12 protein-coding genes and 1 pseudogene are annotated in these 16,391 nt (G+C 49.7%); 4 read left to right on the top strand and 9 right to left on the bottom strand.

Annotated features, from left to right (window positions below):
* The 4 genes from GC178_12430 to GC178_12415 form a co-directional block, all read right to left on the bottom strand.
* Positions 1–1,114: IS256 family transposase (locus tag GC178_12430; protein ID MBI1288370.1), on the bottom strand; the 1,114-nt coding region annotated here is incomplete at its 3' end.
* 233 nt (positions 1,115–1,347) lie between these two features.
* A complete protein-coding gene (locus tag GC178_12425) occupies positions 1,348–2,049 on the bottom strand; it encodes a thioredoxin (GenBank protein MBI1288369.1) in 702 nt (233 codons plus the stop codon).
* Positions 2,050–2,132: 83 nt separating this feature from the next.
* Positions 2,133–3,014, bottom strand: coding sequence for an SAM-dependent methyltransferase (locus GC178_12420; protein MBI1288368.1), 882 nt, complete (start codon positions 3,012–3,014; stop codon positions 2,133–2,135).
* 34 nt (positions 3,015–3,048) lie between these two features.
* On the bottom strand, positions 3,049–7,404 hold the full coding sequence (locus tag GC178_12415) for a PKD domain-containing protein (protein ID MBI1288367.1): 4,356 nt from the start codon (positions 7,402–7,404) through the stop codon (positions 3,049–3,051).
* A gap of 127 nt (positions 7,405–7,531) precedes the next feature.
* Here GC178_12415 and GC178_12410 point away from each other — a divergent pair, with 127 nt between their 5' ends.
* The 3 genes from GC178_12410 to GC178_12400 are packed head-to-tail and all read left to right on the top strand — an operon-like array spanning position 7,532 to position 11,378.
* Positions 7,532–8,329 carry a hypothetical protein gene (locus GC178_12410; GenBank protein MBI1288366.1) on the top strand — a complete coding sequence of 266 codons (798 nt, stop codon included), beginning with the start codon at positions 7,532–7,534 and terminating at the stop codon, positions 8,327–8,329.
* Entirely contained in the window at positions 8,329–9,333 is a 1,005-nt protein-coding gene (locus GC178_12405) for a type IX secretion system membrane protein PorP/SprF (protein MBI1288365.1), read from the top strand. Before GC178_12410 ends, GC178_12405 begins: the two co-directional genes overlap by 1 nt.
* On the top strand, positions 9,318–11,378 hold the full coding sequence (locus tag GC178_12400) for an OmpA family protein (GenBank protein MBI1288364.1): 2,061 nt from the start codon (positions 9,318–9,320) through the stop codon (positions 11,376–11,378). Before GC178_12405 ends, GC178_12400 begins: the two co-directional genes overlap by 16 nt.
* Positions 11,379–11,384: 6 nt before the next feature.
* On the opposite strand, the gene GC178_12395 is transcribed toward GC178_12400, so the two are convergent.
* The 4 genes and pseudogenes from GC178_12395 to GC178_12380 form a co-directional block, all read right to left on the bottom strand.
* Positions 11,385–11,798, bottom strand: coding sequence for a YeeE/YedE family protein (locus GC178_12395; GenBank protein MBI1288363.1), 414 nt, complete (start codon positions 11,796–11,798; stop codon positions 11,385–11,387).
* Positions 11,795–12,358 carry a YeeE/YedE family protein gene (locus tag GC178_12390; protein MBI1288362.1) on the bottom strand — a complete coding sequence of 188 codons (564 nt, stop codon included), beginning with the start codon at positions 12,356–12,358 and terminating at the stop codon, positions 11,795–11,797. The genes GC178_12395 and GC178_12390 overlap by 4 nt, the downstream gene beginning before the upstream one ends.
* Positions 12,359–12,425: 67 nt before the next feature.
* A complete protein-coding gene (locus GC178_12385) occupies positions 12,426–12,941 on the bottom strand; it encodes a hypothetical protein (GenBank protein ID MBI1288361.1) in 516 nt (171 codons plus the stop codon).
* 272 nt (positions 12,942–13,213) lie between these two features.
* Positions 13,214–14,167: pseudogene (locus GC178_12380) on the bottom strand (YHYH protein).
* 134 nt (positions 14,168–14,301) lie between these two features.
* On the opposite strand from GC178_12380, the gene GC178_12375 reads away from it, so the two are divergent.
* Entirely contained in the window at positions 14,302–15,915 is a 1,614-nt protein-coding gene (locus GC178_12375; protein ID MBI1288360.1) for a glycoside hydrolase, read from the top strand.
* Here GC178_12375 and GC178_12370 read toward each other — a convergent pair whose 3' ends face one another.
* Positions 15,916–16,341 (bottom strand): hypothetical protein, encoded by a 426-nt coding sequence (locus tag GC178_12370; GenBank protein ID MBI1288359.1) that lies wholly within the window; start codon positions 16,339–16,341, stop codon positions 15,916–15,918.
* Positions 16,342–16,391: the final 50 nt, after the last annotated feature.

Raw genomic sequence — 16,391 nt, 5'->3', positions numbered from 1 at the left:
TCTGTTTCCAATCCAAGACGGGTGTGTTCCACTTCTTAGACAGGTTTTCCTGCACGAGGTACAGTAGCTTCATCAGTGCCATGTCCGAAGGGAACACACGCTTGGTCTTGGTGACCTTTCTGAGCTGGCTGTGGAAGCTCTTTATGGGGTTGGTGGTGTATATCCGCTTGCGGATGGCATCTGGGTACTTGAAGTGGTTGCTGAGCTCTTCCCAGTTATTGAGCCAGCTTCTGACCATGGCCGGATATTGCCCGCCCCAGTTCTCTTCCAACTTGGCAAGGGCCACCTCTGCCTGATCCTTTGATGGGGCGGTGTATATGGCCTTGAGGGCCTCAACGACCTGTGGTCTTTGCTTATAGGGTACATTCTTCATGGAGTTGCGTATCTGATGTACGATGCAGAGCTGCACCTCGGTATGGGGGAACACGCTTTTGATGGCGTTGGACAGGCCTTTGAGGTTATCGACACTGGCAATGATGATGTCCTTCACACCACGGTTCTGAAGGTCGCTGATGACGCTGAGCCAGAACCTTGCGCCTTCGTTCTCGCCCACATACATGCCCAGCAGTTCCTTGATGCCTTCGCGGTTCACCCCCAGCATGCAGTACACCGCCTTGCTGCGGATGCCTCCGTTCTCCTTCACCTTGTAGTGTATCGCGTCCAGCCATACGAACGGGTAGACGCTCTCCAATGGCCGTCCCTGCCAGGCCTTCACCTCGTCTATCACGCGGTCGGTGATGGCACTCAATGTGGCCGGTGAGGTGGTAACCCCGTAGAGTTCCTCCAAGTGAGCGCAGATGTCCGCGTAGCTCATGCCTATGCCGTACAGGCTTATCACCTTGTGGTCCAACGATGCGCCCAAGGTGGTCTGCCGCTTGGGAAGTATCTCCGGCTCAAAGCTGCTGTTACGGTCTCTGGGCGTGTTCACTTCGATACTGCCGAAGCCGGTCTTCACCTTCTTGCCCATCCTGCCGTTGCGCCTGTTGGGGGTGTCCGTCTCCTTCAGATGGGCGTCCATCTCGCCCTCCATCGCTGCTTCAAGCAGTCGCTTCAGCATGGGGGCCAGAACTCCGTCCTTGCCTCCAAGCTCTTTGCCGTTCTTTAGGGCCTCTATCGCATCCCGCTCAAAGTTGGCATAGTCAAATCTGTCTTTCTTCTGTTCTTCCATCTTTTCTGTGTCTATCGGTTATCAAATCTATCTATCTGACATCTGACACAGTTTATTGAACAGACTCAATTAAGCAGGAGCTATCGAGCCTAAAGTATAGGTTATCGGACCGTAGAAGAAGTGTATTCTCTATAGGGTAAGTGAAATCGATGTTTCGGTCATGAAACTGGCGTAGGCCATTACTTCAGGCCAAGTTCCGTAACCAGCGTTTCCTTTTCGGTAGCTCCAACATGTTTCCATGTCATTTTTCCATTCTTATAGATCAGAAATGTCGGTATCTGAGTAATGGAAAGTTCTTTCATCAGAATGTCGTTCTCATCGGCATTCAACTTCAGTAGTTTAAAGTCGTTGCCGTACGTTGAGGTCATCTCATCCAACATGGGCGACATCTTTTTGCATGGGGCGCACCAAGGGGCGTAAAAATCTACAAGTACAGGAATGTCTGACGAGATCGCATGGTCGTAATCTGCTTTGCTCATGCCTTTTCTGTCCGGAGCATTGGTAGCTGCTTCAATCGGAAGGCCAGCATTCTTCCACGCCATAATGCCGCCTTTCATGTCATAGACCTCCTTAAAGCCAAGACCTGCCAGTTTCTTGGCAGCACCGGCACTTCTTCCGCCCGAAAGGCAGTACACGAAAACGGGTTCGTCTTTCTTCAATTTATCTGTTTGGCCGACAAAGGCGTCACTACGCACATCGGCATTGGTGGCGTTGGACAAGTGCCCTCCAGCAAATTCCTGCGGGGTGCGCACATCAAGCAACTGAACCGACTTCTGTTTGCCTATCAGTTCGCGGAAAATATCTACGCTCACCGTCTGTTGCGCCAATCCGTTCAGGTAAAAACCTGAAACAAACAATATCATTATCACTATGCTTCTCATCTTCTTTTCGTTGATCCGGTGCGAATGTATCAGGTCGAACTTTCATCCGAACTGATAACGGTTAGGTTTGGGAATAGTGGCTGTCAGTCGATTGTTCTGGCATGTACGAAACCACAGACGCGGAACACGTAACGCTTGGCATTTTCGCCATGGAAATAGCGTTCTTTCAGCGAGTCGCCACTCATGTGCTCCATCAGTTCAAACCCTCGCTCTTTCAAGAATTCCGGAACGTCCTCTTTGGCAATTCCAAAGGTGTATCGTTCGGTGCCGCGTCCTGCAAACGACTGCGACCGATAGACACCTTTTGCTTCGGTGAGGCCGCTCAGTCCGTCCAATACTTTTTTGTAGAGGTAATCGAAGAAGAGGGTGCTTCCAGCAGGAGAATCTTCGCGGATGGAGGCCAACGTGATGTCGATGGAATTTGCATCAAGATACATGGTCACGCCTTCCCACAGAAAGAGTGTTTTGAGCGTGGGATCATAGCCTGCTGCATCCAAGGCATCTTTCAATCGTTGCTTGTTGAAATCGATGGGCACGTAGGTCAACTTATCGCGTTGCGGCAGCTTCAAATGTTTGAGTTTGGAACGTTTCAGCTGTTGTGTGGCCGGAAAATCCACTTCAAATACAGGAATGTGTTTCAATTCTTCCAACCGGTAAGCACGCATATCAAGCCCCGCACCAAGGATGACCACCTGCTGTGCTCCGGCCACGTCCTTCTTCACAATATCATCAATGTAACGTGTTCGGGCCGCAATGCCGGCCTGTAGGCCAGGGGCTTTCTTTTCGAGATAACGCAATATGAGCTTGGTGACCAATTTGCTCTGCGCCACAAACCGAAACCGTGAACGGATGAGTTCGCGTGCATACGGGTCATAGCAGATACGGAGGTGTTCGGGTCTTCGGGATTCCAATGCCCGCATGGCGGCAATGATCTCTGCGCTGAAACTGGCTTTGCCTTCTTTCATAGCTGCCAAATTATGAAAGACGATTTAACCTGAATTACCTTAACAGGTTGATGTATCCTTCAAGTGTCTTCAATTCGTCACGCCAGGTGGTTGCTTTTATCCTGTAGGCATAAACATCATTGTTCTGAAGCACACCTTTAAAGCGTCCGTCCCATCCCTGATGCTTGTCGGTGGTTGAGAACACCTCCTCGCCCCATCGGTTAAAGATCCTGAACTCCACCAGTTCTTTGATGCCCCAACCTTCAACAGATACCACATCGTTGTGGCCGTCTCCGTTGGGCGTGAAGGTGGTAGGCATGGCAAGGAATGTTTCGGGATATATGTCCACGGTGTAATCGGCATGGGCCGTAAAACAGCCGAGAATGTCACTCACAGAAACCGAATAAGTAACCTTTTCCATCGGTTGCAGACAGGGGCTTCCGCAGGTATCGCAGTCCAATCCGTCCGGTGGGGTCCAGGTAAATATGTAGAGGCCGGCCTCTGCACTCATGGGCAGACAGACGGAATCACCGATCACAATGGTGGTGTCCCAGTCCGATAGCGCCAATGGATTGATCACGAAAATGGTGGCTGTGTCCACATCCGAACAGCCATTGGTATCAACAACCATCACCTCATAATCTGCCGTAAGCAAAGGGGCCGATGTGGTGATGGCTGCGGTCGAGTCGGTCACCTCCACGGTCGACCGCCAAACATAAGATGAGGTCGGCTCAATGTTCACTACTTGCAGGTCTCCCACGTTTCCTTCGCAGATGGTATCTCCCAATCCTTCAACCGTGGGAATTTGAAACAGCCTGACGGTTTTGACAATGGTATCGTTACAGCCCAATAACGTATTGAGCACACCGAGCGTCACATCATAATCTCCCGGACCGGGGAAATCCACCACACCGGGATTTTCGATCGTTGTCGGTTGGCCAAAGCCGAAATCCCAGTAGAACACATCCGAATTGAGCGATGTATTTGTGATCGGGAACGGCTGAAAGCACAGCGCAGTATCTATTCCATCATTACGTATGAAATTGGCCACCACTTCGTGGATGTTGATTGGAATAGTGGACTGATCGGGACAGGCACCGAAAAGACCGGAAACCACCAACTTGCCCACCGTTTGCCCAGATGGCGGCACGAACGTGTAGGTATGTGATACCGGATTCACATTCGAAGCGGAATTACCGTCTCCAAAATCCCAGAAGTAATCATAGACCTGACTGGTGTCTTCCAGTGTAAACGTAATTGTTTCGCCTCGGCAGATGGTATTCTTATCGATGGTGAACGAGCCTTCCGGGTTGATGGCATGGATGTCCAGATGGGCCGTATCTGAGCAGCCGAAAGATGAATTCACGATCATGGTCACCTCATAGTCGCCACTGATGTAGGCGCTACTACCGGGGTTCTGGAATGATGTGGAACCGTTGCCGAAGTCCCAGAAGGTGGAATGAGTACCGCTGACCACGCTTGTGTCTGTAAATGTGGCATTTGAGGGCGCGCACAGCACTCCTAAGGAATCGGCATCAGGAGTGGAAAAACCTGCCACGGGGTATGGTTGAACGTTCACCGTCTTTATAGAACTTCCGGTACAGCCGGTAGCATTCTCCGTAAAATTCAAGGTAACGGTAAAGGTGCCTGCCTGATCGAATTGGTGTGATGGGTTCTGAAGTTGGCTCGAACCTCCATCCATAAAGTCCCAATCGAAAGAGAGGTTGGAGCCTCCTGCGGTATAATCCGTGGCCGAAAAGCTGACGGTCTGTCCTACGCAGATGTTTGTAAAGGAAGGAGTGGAACCTATATTGCTGAAAGGCGAGTACATGGTAATGAGCGTGTCCAAGGAAGCCACACATCCGGCAGCTGTGGTAACGACAAAATTCACCGTAACGCTGTCTTGGCTATTGGTGTAGGTATGTGTGGGGTTCTGATCGGTACTGGTGCCAAAGTCACCGAAGCTCCAGAACCAATCGGTAATGGTGGTATCGGATGTGCTAAGGTCGGTGAAACTCACATCGTATGGAGTACATATATACGTGTCAGAGAGACTGAATGCCGCATCGATACCTGTGATGTAAACGTTGGCATGGGCCGTATCGCGGCAACCGTTCACATCTCTCACGATCAAGGTCACGCCCACATCTCCAACGTTATCGAAACCGATGGGCTGGTTGGCGTTCGGAGTTGTGATCGGTCGTTTTGTGGGGTCATCGAACTGATAGGTGTACCCGCCCCAGCAATCGGAGAACACATCTTGCGAAGCTCCTGCGTTGAATGGCGAGGGCTGGCCTTGGCAGATGATCGAATCTGAACTGAACGATGCCTGAATATCGCGGATCTTGACAATTGCGGTGTCGTAAGAGGTCGGACAACCGGTTATGCTGTTATTTGCGGTCAGCACCACGGTATAGTCGCCCGTGGCGGCATAGGTGTGCGTCAGCGTGCTGTCCGTACTTGTACTTCCATCTCCAAAATCCCACGAAATGGTTGTGAAATCATGGCTCACATTGCTGAAGTCGACATCATAGGGCGCATCGCACTCGCAGTTCAACAGAATTTCTGCAATAGGGCCTTTTACATTGATGAGGTCATTTACGGTAGTACTGGAATAGCAACCGTTCCAACCCACCATCAGCGTCACGTCCATCATTCCTGTTTCATCCGTATAGGTCCAGGTCGGGTTGGGGTCGTCATAGCAGTGGAACTGCCTGTTTCCTTCAGAATAGTAGTGCCATGCATCAATACTGTCTGACATGGCCGTTTGGTTGGTGAACTGCACGGGGTCTCCCGGACAGACCTCTGTCACATCCACCGAAAAATCGGGAGTCAACTGGTCGCCCACAATCGTAATGACCTTGTACGAGGTATCTCTGCATCCTGCCGCATTGGTAATGATGAGGTAGCTTGCAAAATGCCCCACCTGCGTAAATGTTACCGTTTGCGGGTTTCCGTTGGATGCATTGACCACGGTTCCGTCTCCCAGATGCCACTCCCATGCAACAATATCCTCGTTGCTGGTGCTGGAGTCTGAGAAGGTGACGGTGAGTGGAACACACCCTTCGGCCACATCGGGGAAGAACACTGCGTTCGGCCGCCAAAGGGTGTCGCGTACGGTGACCGTGTCCCGACATCCAGCAGATGAAACCACGATAAGCTGCGTGACCAGCGTATCGAGGCCGTTCCACGAATACTGCTGTGTGTCGGGAAAGAAATAAGTGTGATCGGGGCTTACGAGGTTGCTGGTGGTCGAATCGCCAAAGAGCCAATGATACTCTGAATATCCCGTGTTGTTGGGCGTAAACTGCACATCCATTGGTTGGGAACACGCATATTCAGGAGTTGATGTGAATGCTGCCGAGGCTTCCTCCACAAAAATTTGCACCGTAAGACTGCTTGAACATTGCCCGGAATAAGTGGTCAACGTCACATCTTGCAATCCAGCGGTGTTGAACGTGACCAGAGGTTCCATTTGGCTGCTGGAAGGAGGTGTGGTGCCGGCCGCGAAAACCCATTGGTATGATCCGGGTGAAGACTGGTTGTCCATCTGTATGCTTTGCCCAAGGCAGACCGTGTCGGGAATGACAAAGTCGGTTGTGGGCGAACCCACATTCACCGGCCGCTGATAGGTGCTGGCACATCCGGAAGGATCTGTGGCAGTAAGTGTAACGATGTAGTTCCCGTTCTGCGAATACGTCTGTGCCGCTGGGTCTTCAACCGAGGAGGTGTTGCCATTGCCGAAATCCCATTGGTATGAAAGTGTGTTGGGAGAACTGCTGTTGTTCGTGAAACTGACGGTCAACGGTGGGTCGCAGGAAACGGCCGGGTTCGGATCTGTTGAGAAATTTACCGTGGGTCCGTTGGTGACCACGATCGCATCATCATACAGTTGCGTCACATTGCATGAGGGCATGTTGGTGGTTATCTGCAACGACACGTAAAAAGATCCGGAATTGGTGAAAACATGATTGGGCGAAGCTCCGTTGGCACTTCCACCATCTCCAAAAACCCAATTATAGGAACTGATCGTGATTCCGGAGGCTAATTGGGTCGCATCCTGAAATGACACATTCAGAGGCGGGCAGCCCGTTTCGGGATCCGCAGTGAATTCCGGGGTCGGTTGTTCATACACATTGATCGTTACGGTACCTATAATTGGCCCGCTGGCCGTAGCATGATACTCAACGGTATATGTTCCCGGATCGGTGAATGTGTTCTGAGGGTTCTGAAGGGTTGCCGTGGCACCATCCCCAAAATCCCAAAAATGGGTTGGCCCACTACCGCTGGGAGCGGTGAAACTGACCGTGAGCGGTGCACATCCTTGACTCATGTTGGCCGTCTGTCCATTCGTTTCCTGAAATGCACTTCCGATAAGGAACAGGCCAAGGAATAGAAAGAGGTGTCTCATCAACTGATTCGGATAGATTTTCTTTGCGTGCCAATATCTGCGGAAGCACTAACATTGAATGGGGCTAAAGTAAAACATGTAGGCCTATTAATGTAATTTAGGCGCCACCTTGTTCAAATTTGACGATATGCATACAACCAGGCGGACAAACCTTATTCTCATTCTGATCTTTGCTTCCTTCGGCATGTTGTCCACTGGGTTTTCTCCACGGCAGGAACTTCCATGTTTGGATAAGCGCTTTGCGGTAGTGGTCCATATTGTGCGCGATAGTTTGGGGCAGGCCAATGTGACCGAGTCCGCCATTCAGGCGGAAGTAGATGCGGCAAATGCCCTTTGGAGCAACATATGCGTTTCGTTCGAGATATGTGAGTTCAATTACATCGACAATTTTCAATGGGACACGCTTGATGCGGTCGGAGGCGTGGAATGGAACCAGATGCTCACCGCATATCATCAGGAATACCGTATAAATGTGTTTTATGTGCAACACATCATCAATCCGCCAGGAGTGGCCGGCTTTGCCGACCTCGGAGGCATTACCAACACGCAAGGAGGAGGAATCTGCATTGTAAAACCCGGAGGTGCGCTCACGCACGAAATGGGACATTATTGGGGACTGCCCCATACATTCGAGACCGGAAATGGTGTTGAACTGGTAGATGGTAGCAATTGTCAAACAGCAGGAGACGGCTTCTGCGACACACCGGCCGATCCATACGTTCAATTCAATCCTTCAAGCCAATACGAAACCAACTGCATCTTCACCGCTCAACTTCAAGATCCGAACGGAGATTGGTACGACCCCGACATCGGCAATATCATGTCTTACTACGATTGCGCCTGTCACTTTTCGTACGAGCAATATTGGCATATGGCAAATACCTATACGAATAACCTGACCCCTAATGGCCAGACCATGTGGTGATGAGAGTACATATTCTCCTCATAGTATTCGTTTGTTTCGGCCTTTCGGTGAATGGTCAGGATATACATCTGTCGCAGTTTTACACCAATCAACAGAATCTGAACCCAGGAATGGTCGGAATGTATGACGGTGCGTACCGTGCCGTTGGAAATTATCGCCATCAATGGCCGCAGATCAACAAGGCCATTACCACGGGGCTGGTGGGGTTCGATAAGAAGTTCTTCTTTTTTAAGGATGAAATTGATGCTGGGATATTGATCGCAAATGACAACTACTCAGGTTTCAGTCTCAATTCATTCCGTATTTACCTTACCGCTGCTTACAAAAAAGTGATAAAAGGACATGAGATACGGGCCGGTATTCAACTTGGTGGCGTGATCAAAAGCACCGATCTCAGTTCGCAGACATTCCCCGACCAATGGGTCTATCAAACAGGCACATTCGATCCGAGTGTTTACAACGGGGAGGATAACCTCAATGCGACCCAAGGCTACTTTGATATGAACTTGGGCTTTGCGTGGAGCCATCAGTTCAAGAAGTTCAAACCAACGGTCGGGTTTTCCATTTTCCATGTGAACAGACCCAAGGACACATATTTCAGCTCTGCTGTAGAACGCCTAAGAACACGGCAGTCGGTTCAGATAATGGTGGATGTGCCGATAAACAGCTCCTTCTCGGCAGAGCCGAAACTGCTTTACATGTGGACCACCAAGGTGCAGGATATGGTCATCGGCACCAATATCAAGTACCACATCAAAAACGCCATGGTCAAGAATGTTTACCTTGGAGTCCTTTACCGTGGAGGTTTTGGGCGGAACAGCGATGCCGTGGCACCTGTGGTCGGTTTTCACATCAAGAACTTCGATGTGGGATTCAACTACGACATCAATGTTTCGAAACTGAGTGCGCAAAGCAGCCAGAAAACGACTTTCGAAATATCGCTGATCTACACGGCACCGCTCTTCATTCCTAAAAACCTCGCCATCCCTTGCGACAGACTCTGAGTTTTTCGGCCCTTGTCCTTGTGCTTTCCCTGTTCGGCATGCGTGCCATCGGGCAGCAGGCTTTGCCTGAAACTGAAAAATTGAGCATGCGGAAAATACGCGGGTATGCGACAAACGCACTTCGCTTGGGAGACACCTATTCAGCGCTGATATACTACAAGGAATGGGCGAAGCGGAAGCCAGAGAACGATGCGGTCATGTATCAGTTGGCAGATCTTTACAGAGGAGCCAGAGATTACGCCCATGCTTCGGAGGCATATTGGAAGGTGCTGAAATTGAAAAGTGGAGGAGGCGATAAATACCCGATGGCATTGTTCTATGCGGGCGACATGGACATGCAATGCGGCAAGTATGAGGATGCGAGAAAGAACCTGCTCAAATTCAAGCGTTTTGCAAGCGACATGAAAGACCCGTGGTTCAAGAAAATGACCCTTTCCAAAATAGAAGGGTGCGAAATGGCCATTTCCATGAAAGATTCGGTGAACACGGCCGAGGTGGAGCATTTGGATGAAAGCATCAATAAGGCGCATATCGAGTTTTCGCCAATTCCTGTCGATTCCTCCACAATAATCTATGGTTCGTTGGTAAGCGATGGCGTGGAGTTTTACGATATGGACGAAGTGGACAGTACGGCCTTGCCCAAACGGAAATTCTATCTGGCCAAAAAGGAAAATGGAAAGTGGAGTTCGAAGGGAGAATACACCGAACCAACAGGTACGGTGAATGAGCAGATCGGAAACGGTGCGCTCTCGCCAGATGGCGAACGGTTCTATTTTACCAAGTGTCAGGAGAATTTTCAAGGAAAGATAATCTGCCACCTATTCTATTCCACCAAGGAAAATGGCAAGTGGGGCGAGCCCGTGGAGATGGGCAGCGACATCAATCTGCCCAACTACACCACCACGCAACCCGCCATCGGTAGAGAATCCAAAAGAAATCAAGAGGTGATCTACTTCGTTTCCGATAGACCCGAAGGAAAGGGTGGACTCGATATTTGGTATACCGAATTTCATGCGCGCACCAAACGTTTCCGCACTCCGAAAAATGCGGGAGCCGTAATCAATACGCCTGGAACCGAATTCACGCCATACTACGACCTTGCCACTCACACGCTTTATTACAGCACAGACGGAAAAGGTGGTCTGGGCGGTTTGGATGTGTACAAGGTGGAAGGCGAGAAATCGAAGTGGCAGAAGGACTCGGTCATGCACATGGGCAAGGCCATCAATTCGCCTGCGGATGATTTCGATTTCGTGTTGAACAAGGACCGGCAGACGGGTTTTCTGGTCTCAAACCGAGAAGGTGGAGTTGCCTTGCTCAATGCCACCTGTTGCGATGACATTTACGCGTTCGAGTTTGTGGAATACGTAAACATACCGCTGAACGGAAAGGTGATTGATTCCACATGTTTGAGCGAGGTGGACATCTTTTTGTACATGAAAGATCCCGTTACCGGAGAAAAATACCTTGCGGAGGAGCTGAAGGGAAATCCTTGCAGGTTCTTCTTCATGCTCGAACCCGATAGAGAATACACCATCGAGGCCAAGAAGGTGGGTTACTTCAATGATGTGTTGGACATCAGCACCAAAAACCTCACACCGGCAGATACGCTCAACAAGAAATTGGTGCTGAAAAAGATCCCGAAGACACCGATCGTTCTCAATGGGATCAATTACGGTTATGACAGTGCCGACCTCACTCCCGCAGCGAAGGAAAGTTTGGATACCGGTTTGTACCCCATCATGACCGAAAATCCGCAGATCATCATCGAACTCTCATCACACACCGATAGCAAAGGTTCGGATGAGTACAACCTGAAACTGTCGGATAGACGCGCCAAAAGCGTGGTCGATTACATGATCTCCAAGGGAATTCCTGCTAAGCGATTGGTTGCCAAAGGGTATGGCGAAACGCGCCCTGTGGCTCCAAATGAGCACGAAGACGGTTCGGACAATCCCGAAGGAAGAGCGTTGAACCGCAGAACAGAGTTTGAGATAATCGGTGAACTTTCGGAGGATGAATACCTGCCCGAGCAGGACGAATGATCCGTATCAGAGCGGCAGTTTCTTCCGAAGCAATCCATGGACCAATGCGCCAAGAACCGCTGCCCCAATGGCGGCTATCATCACCGTGTAACCAGCTCCAAGATTTACGAACAACGGCCCAGGACAAGCTCCTGTAAGTGCCCAGCCAAGTCCGAAGAGGAGTCCACCGATAATGCGCGAGCGATAAAGCCCCAAATGCGCTTTGGGTGAGATCGGGGTATTGTCGATGGAACGCGTATTGAACCGTTTGATCAGCTGCATGGAAATGACACCGACAACAATGGCCGAACAGATGATGCCGTACATGTGAAAGCTCTGAAATCGGAACATTTCCTGAATACGGAACCATGAAACCGCTTCGGATTTTACCATGATGATTCCGAAGAGAATACCAACAATGATGTAAAGAAGGTTTCTCATGAATGGAACAGAATGGGTAGAATTAGAAACGTGGTTATCAGTCCTCCAACGAAGAAAAACACGGTTGCAACCATTGATGGAATTTGCAAGTTGCAGATGCCCGTAATGGAATGACCCGAAGTGCAGCCGCCAGCATAACGCGTTCCAAAGCCAACGAGGAAACCTCCCACAACGATGGAGACAAATCCTTTCAGCGTAAGCAGCGATTGCCAACTGAAAAGTCCTTTGGGGAGAAGTCCGCTCGTGTAATCGATACCAAGTTTGTTGATGGATTGGATGGTAGCATCCGAGATGGCCACATGGTAGTTGTCGGCAGTGAGGAAATTTGCAGCAAGAAATCCTCCCAAAATCGCACCTACTACAAAGAGAAGTCCAGGCGTTCGTTCTTTAAGATCGAATTGGAAATATTCGGAGAGTTTGCCGCCACCGATAATGCCACAGATAGAATCGATATTGCTCGAAATACCAAAACTGCTGCCCAGCCAATACAAAACGGGAACCATCAACCCCAACAGGGGGCCACTCACATACCACGGCCACGGTTCGCTGATAAAATCCATCAAAGTAGATGATCGGCAAATATGCAAACCGCCCATTGATTAATGTGACCTAAGTCACACAACCAACTCAGTCAGCGGTTGCATCCTTCCGATCCATCTCAAACGCCACCTCGAAGTGATTGTTCTTGTCCAGCAAAAATCTTTTCAATTCGGTTGGTAGAAACACTTTGACCAAACTCACATGCTCTGGATTCTCACTCATGCTCGCCAAGCGGAGTTTCAACCTTTTGGGTGAATCGGGCATGCCCGAAAGTTCAAACTTCACGTTCGATTGGTGGGCACCGAGTTTGATGGCGCCTTGCCCCAACGTTACTTCAGCAAAATCATCTGCCTGAATGAAAATGGTTGATTTGAGGTATTCGACTACGGCTTCCTTGTAAGATCGGTCTGAAAACCCAAGTTTGGCAACCTCTGGTTTGAATTTTCGCATCGCTCTGTCCAAACCTTCTTGCGCACAACTCATTTCCAAGATCCAAACACCTTTCTTTTGACTGATGGTGAACGTGGCAAGATTCGGGTCGTGAGAAAAACCGCTCTGAACCAACACAATCACGCACAGAACGGTAGTAATAAACCGTGGCATCAGTTGATGATCACACGTTTAACCTTCACGTTCGGTCCTTCAGTCGCATGAATGATATACATGCCAGCGGGCAGCGAAGAAACATCCAGTCGTACCATTCGGTTTGCGTTGGCCTTCATGTTCGGTAGAAACACTTCACGCCCCAGTGGATCGAACATGCGGACGAACTGCCCCACGTTCTCAATCACAATGACGTCATTGTTTGCTGGATTGGGATAGACATTCACATCCTTCGAAGCAGGAGCATTATCCACGCCAACGGCATAAAATCCGTAGGTAAACGAATTGACCGCAGCTGCGCCTTTCAGACATGGCGGCATGTTCGTTACGCTTTGGTCAACCGCGTGGTAGTGATAAACTCCGCTCGGATATTCCGTGGTTGAACTCGTGTGGCCGCTACATTGGTCAAGGTCATTTGGCAAAGAGCCATTGTGATACGGTCCGTAGATCGGATAGCCATCTTTGGCAAATCCGACAATGGCGGACAGGTCTTGTCCCATATTGGTGCAGGAAACTTCTGTGATTCCTTCAGCTGCCAGAACGCTGTTCATGGCCTCTGCAATAAAATGCCAGTGATAATAACCTGCTGGGTCTTGGTGGCCGCCACACGGATCGATGGCGGGGATCAATGCGTTATTGCTGCCAGGGCCTGGTCCAGGACCACCTGAAGTAGCAGATGGTGGATCACCGTTCATCGGAATCCCATCCAACGACACACCAATAAGTTCTACCGCATCTATCTGATTCACAGAACTTAGGTTTTCAGGCGTTGCTGGAATCAAAAATGTCAACTGCAGTTGATCATCAGGCGTTGCCTCCAAACAGTAACTCAGCTGCATGTTCGGCATCTGACCGCTCCCTGGATCATTGATGCGCACATTTCCCTGATTGTCCACAATATCATAACCGTCATTCTCCATGTCGGTCCAAAGGCTGTTGTTCATCACGCGCAGCCCAGGATTGGTGGTGCCATCATAAACGCCAAGCCCACCAGTTTGCGAAGTGGTCTCTGGGCAGAACGGCCCATACGCAACGGGATTGCTGATGAAACTCAACTGATAGCATTGTGTGGAAGAACCGTTCTCCAATTGGCAACCGACCAGCGTTGGACTTACGGTCATGTAAGACTGTTCAAACAAACTGGTGTTGATGACCTGTGCTTCAGCGCTCAGGCCAAGTGTACCGATGAGCAGGACAGAGAAAAGTAGGCGGCAAACGTTTTTCATGATGGATTTTGGTTTGTTCAAAATTGGCGATTCCTTGAAACTACGGTTTTACAGGATTCAATGAATGATGTATAACTTTCTCATCTCAAGGAAATCTTCATTTTCAGTTTACAAATGAGTTTGAACTTGCGCCCATGAAAAACCTCTACTTACTCGTCATCTGTTCTTTTTTCTCCTTCAACCTAATGGCGCAGACCTACAGCGTAACGGACTATGGCGCGGTTGGAGATGGTTCCACGGTCAATACTGTAGCCATTCAGTCAGCCATCGATTCTTGCCATGCGAATGGTGGCGGAGAGGTGGTTTTTGCGGACGGAGATTTCGTCACAGGAACCATTTTTCTGAAGAGTAATGTGCTGCTGAACATTCAAAACGGGGCAAAGATCCTTGGCAGCACGTCCATTTCCGATTATCCCGACACGATGCCGCAGTTGCCGACCTACGTGAATAACTACACGAAGAAGACGTTGATCTACGCAGAAGGCGAGGAGAATTTCGGGATTGTTGGCGAAGGAAGACTTGATGGCCAGGGAAGTTCGTTTTTAGGACAGAACGAGCGTCCGTTCGGATTTCGTTTCGTGTCTTGCTCCAATGTGCTGGTGGAGGACGTCAGTCTTCGCAACTCAGGGTTTTGGATGATGCACAACTTCAATTGCGATTCGGTCATTATCCGAAACGTGGACATTTACAACCAAGGAAACAGCAACAACGATGGATTGAGCATTGATGGATGCAGGAACGTTCTGATTGAAAACTGTACGGTGGACTGTAACGATGACCCTTTGGTTTTGAAAACAACAGGCCCAGCCGATTGTGAAGATATTGAGATTCGAAATTGTACGGTTGCAACATGGGCCCGTGCCATTAAGATCGGGACGGAAACGCATGCTGGTTTTCGGAACGTTCACATCCACGACATCACGGTGGAGTGGAGTTCATTGGCATTCCCACCATTTGTGGGAGTGGGCAGTTGCGGCATCAACTTGGCCATTGTGGATGGTGGTTTCATGGAAAATGTGATTGTTGAGAATGTGACGATGGAAGGCATTGAGACCGCCATGCTGATCCGTCTCGGAGATCGCGGCCATGTTTGGGAAGATGGGCTGCCAACGCCTTCTGTAGGTTCTCTTCGTAATGTGGTTGTTCGAAATGTGCAGGCCACGGTGGAAAGCAATGTCACTTCTTCCATCACAGGAATTCCTGACCATTACGCTTCCAACATTTCGTTGGAGAATATTTCGGTCAATTTCCCTGGCGGGGCAAGTGATCCTGGTTCGGCATTCGTTGTGCCTGAGAATGAGGATGCCAAACCCGATAACGATATTTTCGGACAGACGCTTCCATCGTTTGGCCTGTATGTCCGCCACGTGGACAGCCTACAGTTGAGCAATGTCTGCTTCACGTGGCAAGATTCGGATGCTCGACCAGGAATCATTTTAGATGACGTAACGAATACGCCAAATTATACGGTGGTTTCGGGTACTGATGGCGGTTGCGTAGAAGTTGCTTCGGGAATCCGCGAGATGCTTACCGAGGTGAGCTTCTGGGTCGGTTATGATAGAAACCTGCACATCATAGATTCTCAGAACCGCTTGCTTCAATTTGAACTGCAAAGTTTGGATGGGAAAACGGTTCTGAGCCGAAATCTTCGCGCAGGAGTCCATTCTCTGCCCGAACTCGCAGCAGGAGTTTATGTAGCGAAGATCAGTTGCGGAAACGGTCAGAAGGCGTTGAAATTCGTTCTCTGATCACCAAGAAACTTCCCAATCTTTGAACTCAGCCGCGAGGCAATCCGTTTTGTAGTCCTTTCGGCCACCGAAGGTCTCCTCGATCTTGTTTTTCGCTGTATTTCGAATACCGTTCAGTCCATGCGTGAGTTCGAGTTTGCCATCGCCCCCATCTTTTCTCACCTCACTTTCGTTGTGCCAAATGTGAAGGTTCATTTGAGATAGAACGACCATTGCTCGGATGCTTTCACCATTGATCTTGTCCTGATTTTCCTTCAGAAGAAGGTCGATGTCGTGTACGATATCGGCAATCTCCTTGGCGTATGCTTCCTTGTTTTCAGCGATGAAAACCTCTTTGAGCTGAACGATGCTCAATCGGTCAATAAGTTCACTCAGCGTTGGAAGGTATTTTCGGCTTGCCGAACCGTTGATCTTGTTTTCGGACATCTGTGGTGGTTTCGAGTCCTCAAAAATAGAAGGTCGGTGTGTTCTACCAA

Source organism: Flavobacteriales bacterium (assembly GCA_016124845.1).
In the GTDB taxonomy this organism is placed as follows: Bacteria; Bacteroidota; Bacteroidia; order UBA10329; family UBA10329; genus UBA10329.
This window is presented reverse-complemented; position numbering and strand designations above follow the sequence as displayed.

Excerpts from the sequence above, each read along its gene's own strand:
- GC178_12425 (MBI1288369.1), bottom strand. The coding sequence starts at position 2,049 with ATGAGAAGCATAGTGATAATGATATTGTTTGTTTCAGGTTTTTACCTG.
- GC178_12420 (MBI1288368.1), bottom strand. The coding sequence starts at position 3,014 with ATGAAAGAAGGCAAAGCCAGTTTCAGCGCAGAGATCATTGCCGCCATG.
- GC178_12415 (MBI1288367.1), bottom strand. The coding sequence starts at position 7,404 with ATGAGACACCTCTTTCTATTCCTTGGCCTGTTCCTTATCGGAAGTGCA.
- GC178_12410 (MBI1288366.1), top strand. The coding sequence starts at position 7,532 with ATGCATACAACCAGGCGGACAAACCTTATTCTCATTCTGATCTTTGCT.
- GC178_12405 (MBI1288365.1), top strand. The coding sequence starts at position 8,329 with ATGAGAGTACATATTCTCCTCATAGTATTCGTTTGTTTCGGCCTTTCG.
- GC178_12395 (MBI1288363.1), bottom strand. The coding sequence starts at position 11,798 with ATGAGAAACCTTCTTTACATCATTGTTGGTATTCTCTTCGGAATCATC.
- GC178_12390 (MBI1288362.1), bottom strand. The coding sequence starts at position 12,358 with ATGGATTTTATCAGCGAACCGTGGCCGTGGTATGTGAGTGGCCCCCTG.
- GC178_12385 (MBI1288361.1), bottom strand. The coding sequence starts at position 12,941 with ATGCCACGGTTTATTACTACCGTTCTGTGCGTGATTGTGTTGGTTCAG.
- GC178_12375 (MBI1288360.1), top strand. The coding sequence starts at position 14,302 with ATGAAAAACCTCTACTTACTCGTCATCTGTTCTTTTTTCTCCTTCAAC.
- GC178_12370 (MBI1288359.1), bottom strand. The coding sequence starts at position 16,341 with ATGTCCGAAAACAAGATCAACGGTTCGGCAAGCCGAAAATACCTTCCA.